Annotated in this window: 20 protein-coding genes; 9 read left to right on the top strand and 11 right to left on the bottom strand. The window is 61.0% G+C overall.

Features of this window, described 5'->3' with window-relative positions; genetic code table 11:
- Positions 1-40: 40 nt before the first annotated feature.
- Both NATGR_RS05205 and NATGR_RS05200 read left to right on the top strand, forming a co-directional pair.
- A complete protein-coding gene (locus tag NATGR_RS05205; protein WP_005581581.1) occupies positions 41-1,966 on the top strand; it encodes an aldehyde ferredoxin oxidoreductase family protein in 1,926 nt (641 codons plus the stop codon).
- Positions 1,967-2,306: 340 nt separating this feature from the next.
- A complete protein-coding gene (locus NATGR_RS05200; protein WP_005581582.1) occupies positions 2,307-2,888 on the top strand; it encodes a hypothetical protein in 582 nt (193 codons plus the stop codon).
- A gap of 111 nt (positions 2,889-2,999) precedes the next feature.
- On the opposite strand, the gene NATGR_RS05195 is transcribed toward NATGR_RS05200, so the two are convergent.
- Positions 3,000-3,383, bottom strand: coding sequence for an ArsR/SmtB family transcription factor (locus tag NATGR_RS05195; protein WP_005581583.1), 384 nt, complete (start codon positions 3,381-3,383; stop codon positions 3,000-3,002).
- A 209-nt stretch (positions 3,384-3,592) separates the two neighbouring features.
- On the opposite strand from NATGR_RS05195, the gene NATGR_RS05190 reads away from it, so the two are divergent.
- Complete coding sequence (locus tag NATGR_RS05190) at positions 3,593-4,261, top strand: helix-turn-helix domain-containing protein (protein WP_005581585.1); 669 nt, start codon at positions 3,593-3,595, stop codon at positions 4,259-4,261.
- 134 nt (positions 4,262-4,395) lie between these two features.
- On the top strand, positions 4,396-4,545 hold the full coding sequence (locus NATGR_RS18755) for a DUF7560 family zinc ribbon protein (protein ID WP_005581587.1): 150 nt from the start codon (positions 4,396-4,398) through the stop codon (positions 4,543-4,545).
- Between the two features lie 50 nt (positions 4,546-4,595).
- Here NATGR_RS18755 and NATGR_RS05185 read toward each other — a convergent pair whose 3' ends face one another.
- The 7 genes from NATGR_RS05185 to NATGR_RS05155 form a co-directional block, all read right to left on the bottom strand.
- A complete protein-coding gene (locus NATGR_RS05185) occupies positions 4,596-5,048 on the bottom strand; it encodes a pyridoxamine 5'-phosphate oxidase family protein (protein WP_005581590.1) in 453 nt (150 codons plus the stop codon).
- 185 nt (positions 5,049-5,233) lie between these two features.
- Positions 5,234-5,635 carry a hypothetical protein gene (locus NATGR_RS05180; RefSeq protein WP_005581592.1) on the bottom strand — a complete coding sequence of 134 codons (402 nt, stop codon included), beginning with the start codon at positions 5,633-5,635 and terminating at the stop codon, positions 5,234-5,236.
- A gap of 1 nt (position 5,636) precedes the next feature.
- Entirely contained in the window at positions 5,637-5,903 is a 267-nt protein-coding gene (locus NATGR_RS05175; protein ID WP_005581593.1) for a hypothetical protein, read from the bottom strand.
- A 132-nt stretch (positions 5,904-6,035) separates the two neighbouring features.
- Positions 6,036-6,377 carry an AzlD family protein gene (locus NATGR_RS05170; protein ID WP_005581595.1) on the bottom strand — a complete coding sequence of 114 codons (342 nt, stop codon included), beginning with the start codon at positions 6,375-6,377 and terminating at the stop codon, positions 6,036-6,038.
- Entirely contained in the window at positions 6,367-7,107 is a 741-nt protein-coding gene (locus NATGR_RS05165; protein ID WP_005581597.1) for an AzlC family ABC transporter permease, read from the bottom strand. The genes NATGR_RS05170 and NATGR_RS05165 overlap by 11 nt, the downstream gene beginning before the upstream one ends.
- Positions 7,108-7,254: 147 nt before the next feature.
- Positions 7,255-7,539 (bottom strand): ubiquitin-like small modifier protein 1, encoded by a 285-nt coding sequence (locus tag NATGR_RS05160; protein ID WP_005581599.1) that lies wholly within the window; start codon positions 7,537-7,539, stop codon positions 7,255-7,257.
- Positions 7,540-7,601: 62 nt separating this feature from the next.
- Positions 7,602-7,952, bottom strand: a complete 351-nt coding sequence (locus tag NATGR_RS05155; protein ID WP_049887847.1) for a hypothetical protein — start codon at positions 7,950-7,952, stop codon at positions 7,602-7,604.
- 190 nt (positions 7,953-8,142) lie between these two features.
- Between NATGR_RS05155 and NATGR_RS05150 the strand changes: the two genes are divergently transcribed.
- Positions 8,143-8,337, top strand: coding sequence for a hypothetical protein (locus NATGR_RS05150; RefSeq protein WP_005581604.1), 195 nt, complete (start codon positions 8,143-8,145; stop codon positions 8,335-8,337).
- A gap of 701 nt (positions 8,338-9,038) precedes the next feature.
- Positions 9,039-10,313 (top strand): IS4 family transposase, encoded by a 1,275-nt coding sequence (locus NATGR_RS05145; RefSeq protein WP_015233354.1) that lies wholly within the window; start codon positions 9,039-9,041, stop codon positions 10,311-10,313.
- 158 nt (positions 10,314-10,471) lie between these two features.
- On the opposite strand, the gene NATGR_RS05140 is transcribed toward NATGR_RS05145, so the two are convergent.
- Positions 10,472-10,747 (bottom strand): PadR family transcriptional regulator, encoded by a 276-nt coding sequence (locus NATGR_RS05140; RefSeq protein ID WP_005581609.1) that lies wholly within the window; start codon positions 10,745-10,747, stop codon positions 10,472-10,474.
- Between the two features lie 173 nt (positions 10,748-10,920).
- On the opposite strand from NATGR_RS05140, the gene NATGR_RS05135 reads away from it, so the two are divergent.
- Entirely contained in the window at positions 10,921-11,469 is a 549-nt protein-coding gene (locus NATGR_RS05135; protein ID WP_005581610.1) for an NUDIX hydrolase, read from the top strand.
- Positions 11,470-11,561: 92 nt separating this feature from the next.
- On the opposite strand, the gene NATGR_RS05130 is transcribed toward NATGR_RS05135, so the two are convergent.
- Entirely contained in the window at positions 11,562-12,914 is a 1,353-nt protein-coding gene (locus tag NATGR_RS05130; protein WP_049887768.1) for a hypothetical protein, read from the bottom strand.
- A 595-nt stretch (positions 12,915-13,509) separates the two neighbouring features.
- Here NATGR_RS05130 and tgtA point away from each other — a divergent pair.
- A complete protein-coding gene (tgtA, locus tag NATGR_RS05125; protein ID WP_015233352.1) occupies positions 13,510-14,985 on the top strand; it encodes a tRNA guanosine(15) transglycosylase TgtA in 1,476 nt (491 codons plus the stop codon).
- Between the two features lie 42 nt (positions 14,986-15,027).
- Entirely contained in the window at positions 15,028-15,435 is a 408-nt protein-coding gene (locus tag NATGR_RS05120; RefSeq protein ID WP_005581617.1) for a TRAM domain-containing protein, read from the top strand.
- 95 nt (positions 15,436-15,530) lie between these two features.
- Here the strand turns inward: NATGR_RS05120 and NATGR_RS05115 are convergent, their stop codons facing one another.
- Entirely contained in the window at positions 15,531-15,992 is a 462-nt protein-coding gene (locus NATGR_RS05115) for an FxLYD domain-containing protein (RefSeq protein WP_015233351.1), read from the bottom strand.
- Between the last annotated feature and the right edge of the window lie 51 nt (positions 15,993-16,043).

The following is a 16,043-nucleotide window of genomic DNA, read 5'->3' as shown; positions in this document are numbered from 1 at the left end:
CTAACACGCTGGAGAACGAAGATAAAGACGAGACGTTACTATGACAGAACTCGGCGGTTTCCAGGACAATGTCGCTCGCATCGACCTCTCAGAGGGGGTAATCGATTACGAGTCGATCGACGAGGACGACGCGAAAAAATACATCGGTGCACGGGGGCTCGGGGTAAAGTACGTGTTCGAACAGGGGCCAGACGTGGACCCGCTTGGACCGGACAACCTGCTCGCGTTCATGAACGGCCCGCTGTCCGGGACTCAGGTAACTATGAGCGGCCGGATCGCGGTCTGTACGAAGTCACCACTTACGGGCACCGTCACCGACAGCCACCACGGTGGCTGGTCGGGTGCACGATTGAAGTGGGCCGGCTTCGACGGTCTGCTGTTCGAAGGTGAAGCCGACGACCCCGTCTACGCCGTCGTCGAGGACGGCGACATCGAACTTCGGGACGCCTCCGACCTCTGGGGGAAAGGCGTCCACGAGACGCGAGAGCGACTCGAGGAAGAAGTCGACGGCTCTTACGGCAAGAATTTGAGCTTCATGGGGATCGGTCCCGGCGGCGAGAACGAGGTTCGCTACGCCTGTATCATCAACGAAGACGACCGTGCCTCGGGCCGTGGCGGAACGGGCTGTGTGATGGGCTCGAAGAACCTCAAGGCGATTGTCGTCAAATCGAGTACGAAAATGCCCCAGCCGGCCGATCCCGAGACGTTCAAGGAGGGCCACCAGCAGGCGATGCAGGCGATCCAGGAATCCGACGTCACTGCACCAAACGAGGGCGGACTCTCGCAGTTCGGGACGAACGTTCTGATGAACCTCACCGAGGAGATGTCCGGTCTCCCGACCCGTAACGGAAAGTACACCTCGACGGAGGACGCCCGCGAGGATGGGTTCGCCGACGACGAGTTCGATTCCGAGCGGATCAGTGGCGAGAACGTCCGGGAGAACATCCTCGTCGACGAGCCGACATGTCACTCCTGTCCGGTTGCCTGTAAGAAGGAAGTCGAAGTCCAGGCGATGCACAAAGGCGAGGAGATGAACGTTCGAACGGAGTCCTACGAGTTCGAATCGGCGTACGCGCTCGGGCCGAACTCCGGTCACACCGAACGCGACGACATCGCGGTAATGCTCGACCGCTGTAACGACATGGGCCTCGATACCATCGACACGGGCAACATGATGGCGATGGCCATGGAGATGACCGAGGAGGGCAAACTCGAGGACGGGCTCGACTGGGGCGATACCGAAACGATGATCGAGATGATCGAGAGGATCGCCCACCGCGACGGCGAGCTTGCCGACCTGCTGGCAGAGGGCGCTCGCCGCGTCGCCGACGAGGTCGGAGCCCACGACAACTCCCTTGCGGTCAAGGGCCAGACGATCGCCGCCTACGACCCACGCTGCATGAAAGGGATGGGAATCGGCTACGCGACTTCGAACCGCGGTGCCTGTCACCTCCGTGGCTACACCCCTGCTGCTGAAATTCTCGGCATCCCCGAGAAAGTCGATCCATACGCGTGGGAAGGCAAAGGCGAACTGACTGCGGAGTTCCAGGATCTCCACGCCATCAGCGATTCCTTCGACATCTGCAAGTTCAATGCCTTTGCAGAAGGCATCGAGGAGTACGTCATGCAATACAACGGCATGACGGGTCTCGACGTCACCGAAGAGGAACTGATGGAAGCCGGCGAACGCGTCTACAACCTCGAGCGATACTACAACAACCTCGTCGGCTTCGACGGCGACGACGACTCGCTCCCCGAGCGGTTCCTCGAGGATGGCGTCCCCGGGCAAGGTGCAAGTGACGGCGAGTACTGCGAACTCGAGGAGATGAAAGCCGAGTACTACGACTACCGCGGCTGGGTCGACGGCGTCGTCCCGGACGAGAAACTCGAGGCACTCGAAATCGAAATCGGTCCCGGGACGGGCGTCAGTAGCGACGGCGCTGCGGCGGCTCCCGGCGACGACTGACACGAGGCGAGCGGGACGCTGTCCCGACTGATACGGATTCCTGTACCGATTTACCGGCGCAACCGCCGCCCGGGTCGCGGTTGTGCCGTAACTGACTTACAGTAAACCGTATGAAACCGGGGCACGGTTCGACCGATCGCGTCGCTGCCTATCGAGGCTGGGGCAACCGTGGTCCGGGCCAGTCTGATCGGCCGGCACGCTTCCCACACGTCCGCTCGCACGCTCGCGTTCGCCCTCGTCGAACTACGTCGACGCTCGTTTCTCGAGACGACGGCTCGAGAGGTCGGGTCACGGCACATTTCGACGAGCATAAATCGTTGTCGTCCGTATTCCGCGGCGTATGATGGCCACGACCCACGTTTTCGTGGGACTCGTCCTCGCTGCGGCCGTCACAGCCACGACGCCGGAGTATGCCGTTCCCGCTGCTATCGCGGCGATTGTCGGCGGTCTCTTTCCCGACCTCGACGTCTGTGCACGTCATCGCAAGACGTTGCACTTTCCGGTCTACTACTGGGTGCTCGCCCTCCCGGTGTCGTTGGTCGCTTTTTTCGTGCCGACGACGGCGACCGTCGCAGTCGCCGTCTTTCTCCTGTCGGCCGCCGCTCACGCGCTATCCGATCACGTCGGCGGTGGTCTCGCGGCCCGACCCTGGGAAGGTAGTTCGCGGCGCGCGGTGTACAGCCACTATCACGGCCGCTGGCTCGAGCCGCGACGCTGGGTCGCCTACGATGGCTCACCGGGCGATCTCGCCCTCGCCGGCATCCTGGCGGTCCCAGCACTGTTCGTCTTCGAGGGATCGATCCACTCGCTCGTCGTTACGATGCTCGTCGTGTCGATCGGCTACGCAGTTTTTCGTCGATACTTCGCCGGTGTCGGCGAGCGAGTTCTCGAAGATTCACGCTCCAGGCGGCCCGACGAGTGACCGTGCGGGTACAGAACGACTCCAGAAACGAGGGCCCCACCTTCCACCGGGCCGTACTCGAGACATCCGCTACGACGTTACCCGAGCAGTGCCGGTAGGCGTGTCGGGCGATCAGTCGCCAGCGATCGAGGGCATCGAGCCGACGGTCGATTCCGTGTCGGCTCTGGTTATCTCGAGTTCGACGCCGCCGTCGGCGACGGTGACGACGATGTCGTCGATCACCGTGCAGTACTCCGTGGCGTGTTTGCCGGACGTGTTGATGCGGACTTTCTCCTCGACAAGCCCGGCCTCGGTCAGTTTCTCGACTTTCCGGTAGGCAGTCGAACTCGGGATGTCACACTGGTCGGAGAGTTCCGTCGCGGTCAGAGCTTCCTCACTCGTCGCCTCGAGAATAGTCCGACAGGCGTCGTCTTCGAGCGCGGCGAGCACGCTCGGAAGGTCGGCGGTTTCGTCTTCGGTCGGCCATCCTTGCGTCGTTAGGTTCGTAGCGGACATCGTTCACTCTCTACTAGCAACCGTCCCCCCTCCAAATGAGTCCCAATAAATACAGGGCTCTTTATATCGGGTTGTGGATTATGTGGTTATTACCGGTCGTACTCGCCGATTAGTGTGTGCCTGTCACGATAGATGCTGACACGACCCCTGATTCGACGGCTCCGTGGACCGAGGGTTTACCAGGGAGGCACCCCCATCGGTAGCGTACGATGACTTCGGGTATCCGCGCCGAAATCAAGATCGACGATCCTCCCTCTTGTGTCGTCGCGGACGCGGCTGCCGACGCCAGTGGAACCGTTCTTTCGGTCTCGAAAAGCGTCGATCCCGGCGCACCAGACCGCGTTACTGAGGAGTTCCTTCTAGAACCCGACGATCCCAGTGCCGAGCCGAGCGTCGACGACATCGAGCTGACGGAAATTTTCTCCTACGGCTCGAGTTCCAGCTACCGGTTCGGTCGCGAGCTCGGTCGGGGCTGTCCCTGCGAAATCGTCGAAGAATTCGACTGTCCGGTCGTCGACGTCCGTGCGACAGAGGAGTCGCTTTTCATTACTTTCCACACACCCGACATGCAGACGCTCCAGGCGATCATCAGCGAACTGCAACGCCAGTGTGAGACGATCGACGTCCAGCGACTCCTCCAGTCCCAGCAAGATCACTCCGAACAGAACCTCGTCTTCGTCGACCGGAGCACGCTGACCGCACGGCAACTCGAGGTGCTCGAGACAGCCCACCGGATGGGCTACTTCGAGCACCCAAAGAGAGCGAATGCAGGCGAAGTCGCCGACGAACTCGATATTACGAGCACTACGTTCACCGAACACCTCGCGGCTGCACAGACGAAACTCTTGAACGTGATCCTCGACCACGGAGGCGACTAACTCGTGGTCCAAGAACTCTTTGGGTGCTACCGGACTCCGGAACTGAACGCGAGTCCTATATATAGTGGGTGCATAGCTAAAAGCGTAGCTAACATACACTTTCACCGAGCTACCACGAGGCCGCGAACACTGACATGAGCAGATACGAATTCACCTGCCCGGAGTGTAGGCAAGAAATCGAAGTCAACGAGTCGATGCGGGAAGCTACCCTCACCCACGGCTGCCCCGTCTGTGGTGCTGCAGTCACGCCAACGGACTTCGCCGGGGAGCAACACACTGGTTAGCGGCGCTCGAAAACACTCACTTCGACTCGATCCCCGTTTCGGGCGACTTTCTACTCTCCTCGGTCGACGACGATCCGGCGTCCGCCGAGTGTCTCCGGCTCGAGACGGTAGAGTTCGATGTCGAGTTCGTCTCTCCCCTGTGCCCAGATCTCGAACAACGGCCGTCTCGCTTCACCGTACTGGGCAATTTGATCGGGCGTCAGCTCTGCAGGTGGGATCTTCTCGAGCGTTCCTTTTCCGATTACGCTCCGATACGTCGATCCGGTGTCGTCGTAGACGACGAGGCGAGTCTCGGGTGTCGAGTGGAGAAACGATCGTTTTTCGCTGTTTGGTGTCGAAACGAGTCGTACGTAGAAGCGCTGGTTTTCGTCGTCGTAGCCGTACGAGATCGGAATAGAATAGGGTTCGTCGTCGCGTGCAAGAGAGAGAACGCCAGTCTCGTGACGACTCAGAAAGTCGTCGACCTCCGCGCGAGTCATTTCGGTTTCTTGATCGATAGGCATCGTCTCAGTGCTTGCCCCAAAGAGCAACGCGATCTTTATAGTTCTGGCCCTCTCGAACGAGTTCTGTCGACGACGTCGGTGGGGAACCGACGGTTCTTCGCTGGGCCACTGTCGTCGACTCGTCGTCACCGCTGTCACCCGCCGACCACGACCCCAACGCCCGAAGGCCCCGTTCCAACCCCGTCTCAGCCGTCCCCCCGATCCGATCCTCCGCCGACGCCGATAAGCACCGGTTCACGAATCTCGAGTGCCGTCTCGAACTCCGCCTCGCGGCCGGTACGACGACCGATCCGGAGGAACTGTTCTTCGTGTGCTCGCCTGACTGCGGAGCGCTCGCGGCTGTCGAACCCTGCCCGTCCACCGATCGCTTCCCAGTGGCCCCACTCGACCAGAAACGCCTCGAGCGCCGTCGGCCCGTGGCTCTCGCTGCGGACGGCGACCTGTTCGTACTCGCGGCGATACCGCTCGAGTTCTCCCCACAAGAGATCCTGCGCCCGCTCGACGAGCGCTGGTAACCGATTCGATGGGACGCTCGCTTTCGCCGCAGTAAGCAGGAGCACCTGCCCCTCGATCGGCTGGGCAGCCATCCTATCCACCCGCCCGCATCGCTTTCTGGGCGAAATCGTCGACGAGTTCCTCGAGTTCCGTCTCGTCGCCCTCGAAGACGACAGTGATCTCCGTCAGCGTCAGCGACGGACCGATCTCGACGGTATCGCTCGAGAGCGTCGCCAACCACGCCCCGTCCTCGTCTTCGACGGTGTCGTCGTCGATCTGCTTGCCGCCCAGATTCGTCAGGTACCGGACCGCGAGCCGTTCGGAGATCCCGCGAAAGGATCGCTCGATCCGAATCGTCATACCGATCGTTCGTCCGCCGAGAGTAAATTCGTTCCCACCGGAGCGGCTGACTGAGACGGTTTGCTGTGAGTCAGTTCCAGCGCGACCGCGCGCTCCTGCGGTCACGCCGGGATATCAGGACAGCAATCCGTCTCACACCATCCCGACGCTGGCCAGCAGCGCCCGGAACGCAACGACCCCGACAACTCCCGCACAGAGAGCCAACAGGATACTCGCCGTCCGCCACATGACCACGAGGACGACGGCTGCTGCTGCCCACTCTGCGGGTCCGCCAGCCACGAGCTCCGGACCTAGTACTGCGATTACGATCGCACCGGGCAACACGGAGAGTCCGGCCTCGAGTCGGTCGGTCACCTCGATTCGTCGGACGACCCAGATACCACCGACTTTCGCGGCGACCGTGACGGCGGCCATCGCCAGGATGATCCCGACGACGGCAGGGTCGAGTCGCAGGAGTTCGACGTCACCGATCATACCGAATCACCTCGACACCCGCAGCGACGAGTCCACCAAGCAGGATGTACCACCGTCCCGGAAGGTACTGAGCCGCCAGGAGAGACGTGCCGAACGCGACGAGCCAGGGAACGAGCGACGGCCGCCCCTCCCAGAGCTCCGCCGCGAGCGCGACGAAGACGGCGACGAGTATGAAGTCGGTTCCGTACCGCGTTGGATCTCCGACGACCCCGCCCGCGACGGCACCGACGAGCGTCGCACCGACCCAGAAGACCCAGATCGCGATGCCCCCGCCGAGCAGGAACGCGCCTCGACCGCTCCCACTCCTGAGATCGCGCATCGTCAGCGCCCAGTTCTCGTCGGCCATAAAAAAGAGGCTGCCGTAGACCTTCCTCGAGGAGAGTTGCTTGAACCACGGCTGCAACGCTGCCCCCATCAGCGAGTACCGGAGATTGATCGCGAAGACAGTTGCGACGATCGTCGCGGCCGGGATCGGGTCCGCCCAGAGTTCGATCGCGACGATCTGTGACGCACCCGCCAGCACGACGCCGCTCATCAGCGTCGCCTCGGCGACGCTCAACCCAGCCTGATTCGCGAGGACACCGAACGCAATCCCGTAGCCGCCGACGCCGAGTGCAACCGGGAGACAAGTGAGAAAGCCCACTCGGACGCCATCCCACCCGAACGTGATGGCGTCTTCGTCCTTCGATGACTGCTCGTCCCGTTGCTTTCTCTCGATATCGGTGCCCATCGGTATCAGTTCAATCTCGGAGTTTCGAACCGTAAATCACTCTCGAAATGGGCGCCAGCTTTGGCTTCAACTTTAACTTCTACTTTGACTTTGGCTCCAAAATTCAACTCCGACTTCGACCGAGTGGCACCACCACGATCGTCTCGATCAGCGACTGCCGCCCGCAACCGGCGGGAACACCGAAAGCACGTCTCCGTCCTCGAGCGTCGTGTCCGCTCCCGACATATGAGTAACGTCACGTCCGTTCTTCAGGACACTCAACTGTGCTCGAATCGTTCCGTCTTCGAGAAGTTCCCCCTCGAGTCCGCCGTACTCGGCCTCGAGGCCGGCGAGAACGTCGCCGACAACCGTCTCGTCGTCGACTTCGCGGCTCCGCTCTTTCTGTCCGACGGCGTCCCGGAAAGTTGCGAAGAATCGCAGGTCGATCTCCATAGGTCGTCCTCGTCGCGTATCGATATAAGACGGACGGTTACAGCATACTCCCGCCGATGCCCTCACACCGCCGCCGCCGTCGGCGAAGCCGTGTACGACACCGGTTCGACGCCAGCGTCCTCGAGCGCCTCGTCGATCTCGGCGGCACCGGCTTCGACGGCTCGCCGTTCGCCGTCGGCTTCGACGGTCACCGTGGCCGTAAACGACACAGAGATCGTGTACGGGTCGAACGGCGCGGTCGGCGGCTCGTACACCTCGGCGTCGACCACCGTCCAGTCGGTGATCGAACCGTCGGCAGCGAGTTCCTCGAGAGTCGTTTCTAGTTCCGTCTGTGCCTCGTCTTTTGCAGTCGTGTCGCTTCCCTCGTGTAACGTTACGAGCGTGGTTCCGTCCCGCGAGACGGCAAACTCCATCTCCATACCAGTGGCTGTCGCCGAGCGGATTTGAACCCTTGGGCGCGAATCACGTGAACCGACACGGTCTCGTCGACTGGACGCGATACACCGTCACGTCAAGCGGTGAGGTGTCGTCGACCAGACCGACACGCGAGTGTCGGCTGTCGGCTTATCACCGTCGAGCGTCGAGTAGTTTCCGTAGCGAATTATGGGCAGAAATACCCAACGAACGCGACGCCGGCTACTCGGCGTCGCCGGAGCAACCGCGTCGGCGATACTCGTCGCCGGCTGTGCCGACGAACCGGAAGACGAAGAGAACGGCGTCCAACCCGAAGGTGAAGAAGACGAAGATCCCGCTGGTGGCGAGGAGGAGCCCAGTATAGAAGCGGACGACGCAGACTGATATCACCACAAGTGCATCCCCGCGTCTTCAGGCACGGGTCAAGCGGTAAGCTTGGTCCGACGGCCACAACCGGTGACTAGTGGCGGGCCAAGCCTGAACTGATGAGTCGAATCTGGCGATGTGGCCCGATTCGACCCGTCAGTCAACGGTTGGGACGGTACTAGACTGGATTGCTATCGCAATAGCTGTTATATGGTCCGTCATACCATGGATCGCGACGACCACCGTGAAATTCTGTCCCAAACCACGACAGATGGCGAACCATCGGTGGTTCGCACGGCGATGACCTGCTCTTCGACAGGGCCAGTTCGACCGGGCCACAGCACTACAGCGAGAAACGAGAGCTCCTCCCAGTATCAAGCGAACGAGAAACTCTCGCGGAACCGTCGGAAGACAAGTCTTCCGAGATGCCGCCGATTTCCCTCGAGTGCGGGTTAGTACCTCGAACGCTACACTCGTCGGTCTCCGATGGCCGGATTCCACGTCCCCCAGGACGTGGCAACCGTCAATTCAGCGTCCGTTCACCGACTGCAATCCTTCCCCACCTCCACCCACTCGAGAGGCCACTCTCGTCAGTAGCCAGCACTATCCGTCTTTAGCTAAGCGAAGAACCACGTGACAGCAGCGGCTTATCGAGACATCTTTTCGAGAGGAATGAGGAGGCAACGGCTGTGTCCACCAATGCCTCCTCATCTCGGATTATGCGTCGGCTCACTACACTGTTTCCCTCTGAGTTCCTCGAAGAGCACGCCGAGGAACTCGGCGTGATCGAACGCGACCGCAAGCTCCAGATCCCTGCCTTCGTCTGGGCATTCGTGTTCGGCTTCGCCGCAGGCGAAAGCCGAACACTCGCTGGCTTCAGACGCAGCTACAACTCGACAGCTGATGAGACGATCTCTCCCGGCGGCTTCTATCACCGGTTGACGCCGTCTCCCGCAGAGTACTTCCGCGACCTCGTCGAGCGTGGCCTCGACGAGGTCGCTGTCCCTGACACTGTTGACGCCGATATCGACCGATTCAAGGACGTGATGATCGCTGATGGAACCGTCCTGCGGTTGCACGAGTTCCTTGCCGATGAGTACGAAGCTCGCAAGGAGGAGCAGGCTGGAGCGAAGCTCCACCTGCTCCACAATGCCACTAAGCAGACGATAGAACGTCTCGACGTGACTGACGAGAAAACGCACGACAGCACGTTGTTTCACACAGGATCGTGGCTCGAAGATCGGCTCGTTCTGTTCGACCGAGCCTACTTCAAGTACCGCCGCTTCGCGTTGATCGATGAGAACGACGGCTACTTCGTGAGTCGGCTGAAAGAGAGCGCAAATCCGGTCGTAACGGAGGAATTACGGGAATGGCGCGCCCGCGCCATTCCCTTGGAAGGTGAGCAGATCCACGATGTTGTGGATGATCTGCACCGCGAGTACATCGACGTGGAAGTCGAAGCCGAGTTCGACCGAAGACCGTACGGCGGGACGCAATCACGCGATACGAAACGGTTTCGCGTCGTCGGCGTCCGCAAAGAGGACGCCGACGACTACCACCTGTACATCACGAATCTCCCGAGAGAGGAGTTCTTGCCGTCGGATCTAGGGACGATCTATCGGTGTCGGTGGGAGGTGGAGTTGCTGTTTCGGGAGTTGAAGACGCAGTACGAACTGGACGAGTTCGACACGACAAAGAAGCATGTTGTCGAAATTCTGCTGTACGCGGCGTTGCCGTCACTGCTCGTGAGTCGTGAATTGCTCGATCTGGTCACCGAACAGGCGGACGGTGAGATCGTGTTTCCGCCGGAACGCTGGGCGGCGACCTTCCGGTCGCACGCCCAGCTCATCCTCCACGAACTTGGCGAATATCTTGGCTACTCGCCGCCACCGCTGCTTGACCGACTGATCGACGACGCACAGAAGATCCACCAGCAACGCCCAGTGTTACAAGAGACGCTCGCTACCGCTACGCAACCGAGGTGTGAGTCTTAACTAAAGACGAATAGTAGCCAGCACTTACAGCGACGAACGGGTCACGGACAGCGCTCACCGGTAACGACGGAGCCGACAGTAACGCCGACTGCTGGCCGTCTCCTCCCTGGAGTGCCGTCGCTTCGCTCGTCTGGTCGCACCGAAAAGACCGTCGGGAGCTACACGTCGACGTACTGGTCGACCCACTCTTGACGGCGCTGGAGCGCCCGTTGTCCTTTCGGGGTGAGCGCGTAGTAGTTCGTCCGCCGATCTAGCTGGCCTTTCTCGACGAGTTCTCTCTCGACGAGCGTGTCGAGGTTCGGATACAGCCGACCGTGTGTCACCGGCTGATCGATGTAGTGGTTGATGTCGTCGAGAATCTCCTGTCCGGACGGGCGATCTTTCCCTGCGATGACGTACAGCAAGTCACGCTGAAACCCAGTTAGTTCGTCCATGGATCACTCTCTGAATATCGACGTTCACCGATTCGTGGTTTTGTTATAGAGATAGTACGAGTCAGCCGACACTCCGAACGCGACACGTATCTCGAGAACGCCCTCCATGGCGGACTCGAATGGGGACCAAACCGCGACGCGGCGTTTTTCACGGTCTGCGTTCTACAGCCGGTATGACCGATGAACTCGCCTGGAAGAGCCAGGACCAACGAGTAGCCTACACGTGCCCAGGCTTCGACGTCGTTAACGAATCCGTTCGCCTCCCGGACGGCACCGAAACCGAGTTCGACTACGTCTCGGAGCCGGCAAGCGTCTGCATCCTGCCGTTTACGCCCGACGGCGACGTCGTCTGTATCGACGAGTGGCGACAGGCTGTCTCCCGCGTCAACCGCGGGCTCCCCGTCGGCAGCACCGAACCCGAAGACGACGACCTCGAGACTGCCGCCCGCCGAGAACTCGTGGAAGAGACTGGACACGAGGCCGCCGAACTCGAGCCACTGGTAACCGTCGAACCGGCAAACGGGATCGCAGACTCGGTGATGCACTTTTTCGTCGCCCGCGACTGCCGACCGACCACAGACCAAGATCTCGACCACAACGAGACCATCCGCGTCCGACAGCGCCCGTTCGAGGACCTGCTCGAGGAGATCCGGACCGGCGAACTCCGCGACGGACGAGCAGTGCTCGCGGTTTCGTACTATCGGTTACTCGAGAACCAATAACGACGCTCTCGAAAAATCTGGGGTTGTGTGCGCTCGTCGTCCGTTCCAGAACGGTCGAGAAAGAAAAATCGAGCACGGTACGTTCGCACAGCTCAGCCTACGATCGAGAGTTGATCGTCGTCCATCTGGTCGTCTCTTTCGTCGTCGTCCATCTCACCGTCTTCCTCGTCGTCAGGGAGTTCCTCGAGTTCCTGGATGTCGTCGAGGGTGATCGTATCGGCGTGTACGTTCTCGATCGAAATCGCTGTGGACGTCGCTTGGGAGATAGTTTCGGTTTCGACGTCTAGCTCGTCGTTCATCGCTTCGTCGTCAGCGATGTCGTTCTCGTCATCGACGTCATCGGCTTCGTCGTCAGCGATGTCGTTCTCGTCATCGACGTCATCGGCTTCGTCGTCAGCGATGTCGTTCTCGTCATCGACGTCATCGGCTTCGTCGTCAGCGATGTCGTTCTCGTCATCGACGTCATCGGCTTCGTCGTCAGCGATGTCGTTCTCGTCATCGACGTCATCGGCTTCGTCGTCCGTTTCCTGGAGTTCGTCGACCGTCATCGAGTCGATCGAAATCGACTCCACGTCGAACTGCTCGAACGTGAGCTGGCCGATCTTCTGAGTGACGACTTCGTCGGTTTCGTCGGTTTCGTCGGTTTCGTCGTTCTCTTCTTCGTTGACTTCGTCGGTTTCGTCGGTTTCGTCGGTTTCGTCGTTCTCTTCTTCGTTGACTTCGTCGGTTTCGTCCTCGCCCTCGACTTCGTCGTTCTCTTCTTCGTTGACTTCGTCGGTTTCGTCCTCGCCCTCGACTTCGTCGTTCTCGTCGTCATCGTCGAACAACCCCTCGAAGAAGTCAGCGATCTGATCGAGCACACCGTTACCGTCGGCATCGAGGTCCTGGATCGCCATCTGCTCGGCATCCATCGTCTCGATCGTGAGCTCCTCGACGGTCAGTTCGTCAGCTTCCTCGTCGATCAGATCGTGCTCGTCGGTTTCGTCGTCGGCTTCGTCTATTTCTTCGTCCTCGTCGAGCTCGAGATCTTCGAAGGAGAGGTCTTCGAACTCGAGTTCTTCGAACTCCACGTTCGAGAACGACACGTCCTCTGCGGTGTCGAGATCGTCAGCATCGCCGTTCTCCTCGTCAAGCTCGTCGTCTTCGTCCTCGAGCTCGTCGTCTTCGTCCTCAAACTCGTCGTCTTCTTCCTCGAGCTCGTCTTCGAGGTCGTCGGCGTCCATCTCGAGTTCGTCGACGTTCAGTTCCTCGATGGTGGCGTCGTCGATCGTGGCGTCGTCGAACTCGAGTGTCTGGACCTGTACGTTCTCGAATGTTGCGCTCATGTCTCCGGCGTCGTCGGCCGCGCTGGCGCTCGAGGTCGCTCCGGCGAGGGCGGGGCCTCCCGAGAGTGCAACCATCAGCGCGACGCAAACGACACCGAGCTTCTGTGGTCGTGAAACCATGCGTCCCGACCTACAGCCGTTCTGCGGCTAAAACGGTGAGACTGTTACGGAATTAGCTCGGGAATGTCCGCCGGAACCCCAGGGAAACGGATAGTTGGTGACTGCACCCGTGGGACTAATCGGCAGTTCATCTTCCTCGAGTCGGTGACTGCCGACATTACCGGCGAGACCGTTGGAATCGTCGTGAATCGATGTTTTGCTTGCGATCGCCGCTGCATTAATCGGACCGGTCTCTGAACGATGTGTTACTGCCGGTTTCGATCGATGTCCGCACCTCGCCATCCGATCTAGAAACGTGTGCTGTCGACAGGGAGTTGCCGTCGGGCGAACCGTGAGTTTCGATCGACAGTTCGTCGTCTTCCTCGTCGAACGTGGCCGTCGTCTTCGGCTGGATCGCCTTCGTCGTCGGTGTTGAGGCCCGCTACGCTCGACGCCTCGATTGTCGCAGTTTCGACTGTCCGTCGTCGAATTCGGGCGTTGCTGTCGTCGGCTCGAAGAGATTATACTCGAGGGGCGTTTCGCTCTGCTTGCTACAGCCGTGTGCTTCTTTTCGAAGAACGGAACCCTTACCGCCGTGGTCGCTAATACTCGGTCGATGCGTGAGTGTTTCGAACTCAGGGAGACGGACGCCGGTGGGCGAATCGGCGAGCTCACTGTTCCACGGGCGGGCGTGACGGTCGAAACGCCGGCTCTTCTGCCGGTGATTAACCCGAACCTTGATACGATCAGCCCCCGCAGACTCGCCGAGGAGTTCGGTGCCGAGATTCTCATCACCAACTCTTATATCATCCACGGCACCGAAGACGTCCGCGAGCAGGCCATAGCGGAGGGGCTCCACGAACTGCTCGATTTCCCTGGCGCGATCATGACTGATTCGGGCTCGTTCCAACTCTCGGAGTACGGCGATATCGACGTCACGACCGAGGAAATCCTCGAGTTTCAACACGAGATCGGGTCGGACATCGGCACGCCGGTCGACATCCCCACCCCACCGGACGTCGCTCGCGAGCGCGCGGAAGACGAACTCGGGACAACCCAGGAACGACTCGAGGTCGCCGAGGACGTCGACACCGGCGACATGCTCGTCTCCGCGCCGGTCCAGGGCTCGACCTACCCTGACCTACGCGAGGAGGCAGGTAGGCACGCCGACGCGACCGACCTCGACGTCTTCCCGGTCGGTGCCGTCGTCCCGCTGATGAACGACTACCGGTACGACGATATGATCGACGTCGTCGCCGCCGCGAAACGCGGGCTGGGGGCGGACGCACCCGTCCACCTGTTCGGAGCCGGCCACCCCATGATGTTTGCACTCGGCGTCGTGATGGGCTGTGATCTCTTCGACTCCGCTGCGTACGCCCTCTATGCGCGCGACGACCGATATCTGACTGTCCGTGGCACGCGCCAGCTCGCGGACCTCGAGTATCTCCCGTGTTCCTGCCCCGTCTGTACGAGCCACTCGCCCGACGACCTCCGCTCACTATCCGATCGAGATCGCGAGGAGGAACTCGCGGCACACAACCTCCACGTCACGTTCGCGGAGATCCGCCGGATCAAGCAGGCGATCCGCGCGGGCAACCTGCTGGAACTGGTCGAGCAGCGGGCCCGCGCCCACCCGACGATGCTCGATGGCTACCGAACGCTGCTCGATCATGCCGCACAACTCGAGCAGGTCGATCCCGTCTCGAAGGGTGCGTTCTTCTACACCTCTCACGAGAGCGCCCGCCGACCCGAGGTCCTGCGTCACCACCGGCGTCTCGCACGTCTCGAGACGCCCGACTCGTTGTTCCTGACGGAAGGCGAACCGGTGCGGGGCGACGACTTCGACTGCTCTTGGCGCGTCGAGCCACCGTTCGGGCCGTTTCCGCGGGCACTCTCGAAGAGTTATCCGCTCACGGCGGAGGTCCCCGCGCGGACGGATCGCGCGGCACTCGAGGCAGCGGCCGAGGGCGTCTGTCGACTCGTCGAGACCAACCCAGAGACGGACGTGGCGCTCGGTCACCGAGGCTGGCCGTCCGAAGTGCTCGCGAGGCTTCCCGACGGCGTCGAACTGATCGATCTAACCGCTGCGTAGCGAACCAGAACAGCAAAGAGAGGGGAGTACACCCGTAGTGACATGATCGGTGGTGATATGCTCGGCGGTGACATGCTCGCTACAGCGTCGCTCGTCCTCGCGGTCATCGTGGTCGTTCTCGTTCTCATCCTGACCGTTCTCGTCGCTTCGTGGTTCGTGGGATGGTTCCGCGGCGGGTCGGGAGAACGTAGCGAATCCTACGACCGCCACCGCGAGGCACAGGCGCGCGAGCCACCAGTCGAGATTGGTGACGTTCACGAGGCAGGCGTCATCGACTTCTCCGACCATCACTCCGGTGACCGCCAGGCTGTCTGCAAGATCGAGGGGTTTGTCGTCTTCGTCGAAGACCTCCCTGGCGACCTCGAGGTCGGCGATGTCGTCCAGTTCAGAGTCCTCTCGTTCAACCGCGGCCATACGTCGGCAACTGGGCAGTTCCTCGAGCGCGTGTAGCGGGAGCTGATACGGCTCGTCGCCTTCGAGTCGCACCGAACGCCGAAACGAAGTCGGCGACGAACAGTTCTATCGACCGGCGGCCGCTGCTGACGCTACCAGGACGCGTCGACGAGTTCGAGGTCGTGTTCTCTTACTTCGCCGGCGTCCTCGAGTACCAGTACGTCGAACTCCCGGGTGGCGTCGGCCGCGAGTCCGTTCGTCTCGTCGCTATAGGTCCCGAGTCGCGTCCCAGTTGCGTCGTAGACGGTCGCTTCGACCGAGACGTATTCGAGCGGTCGTCCGGTCGGGTTCGTGATGGTTCCTGTCACGCGCACTTGCTTGATGGTGTCTTCTTCCGACTCACCGACACCGTCGCCGCAGCTGGTAGAGACCCATCTAACGGTGAGCTGGTGGTCCTCGACGGAGACGTACTCGAGCGGATCGGCGTCGTTCGGCGGTACCGGGACGCTGGAGCGGTCGTCGCTGGTCCCGGTACAGCCGGCTAGCGTGGACGTTACTGTCGACCCACTGGCGAGCAGGAACACTCGTCGTGAGTGGGTCCCCGGCCGCTGCATGTCGAAGTCGAGGAAAAAGACGAGGATAAGCGTACTGGTGCATTCGACGAA

This window comes from Natronobacterium gregoryi SP2 (assembly GCF_000230715.2).
Lineage (GTDB): Archaea > Halobacteriota > Halobacteria > Halobacteriales > Natrialbaceae > Natronobacterium > Natronobacterium gregoryi.
Note: the sequence above shows the minus strand (reverse complement) of the source record. Positions and strands in the feature narration are given on the sequence as shown.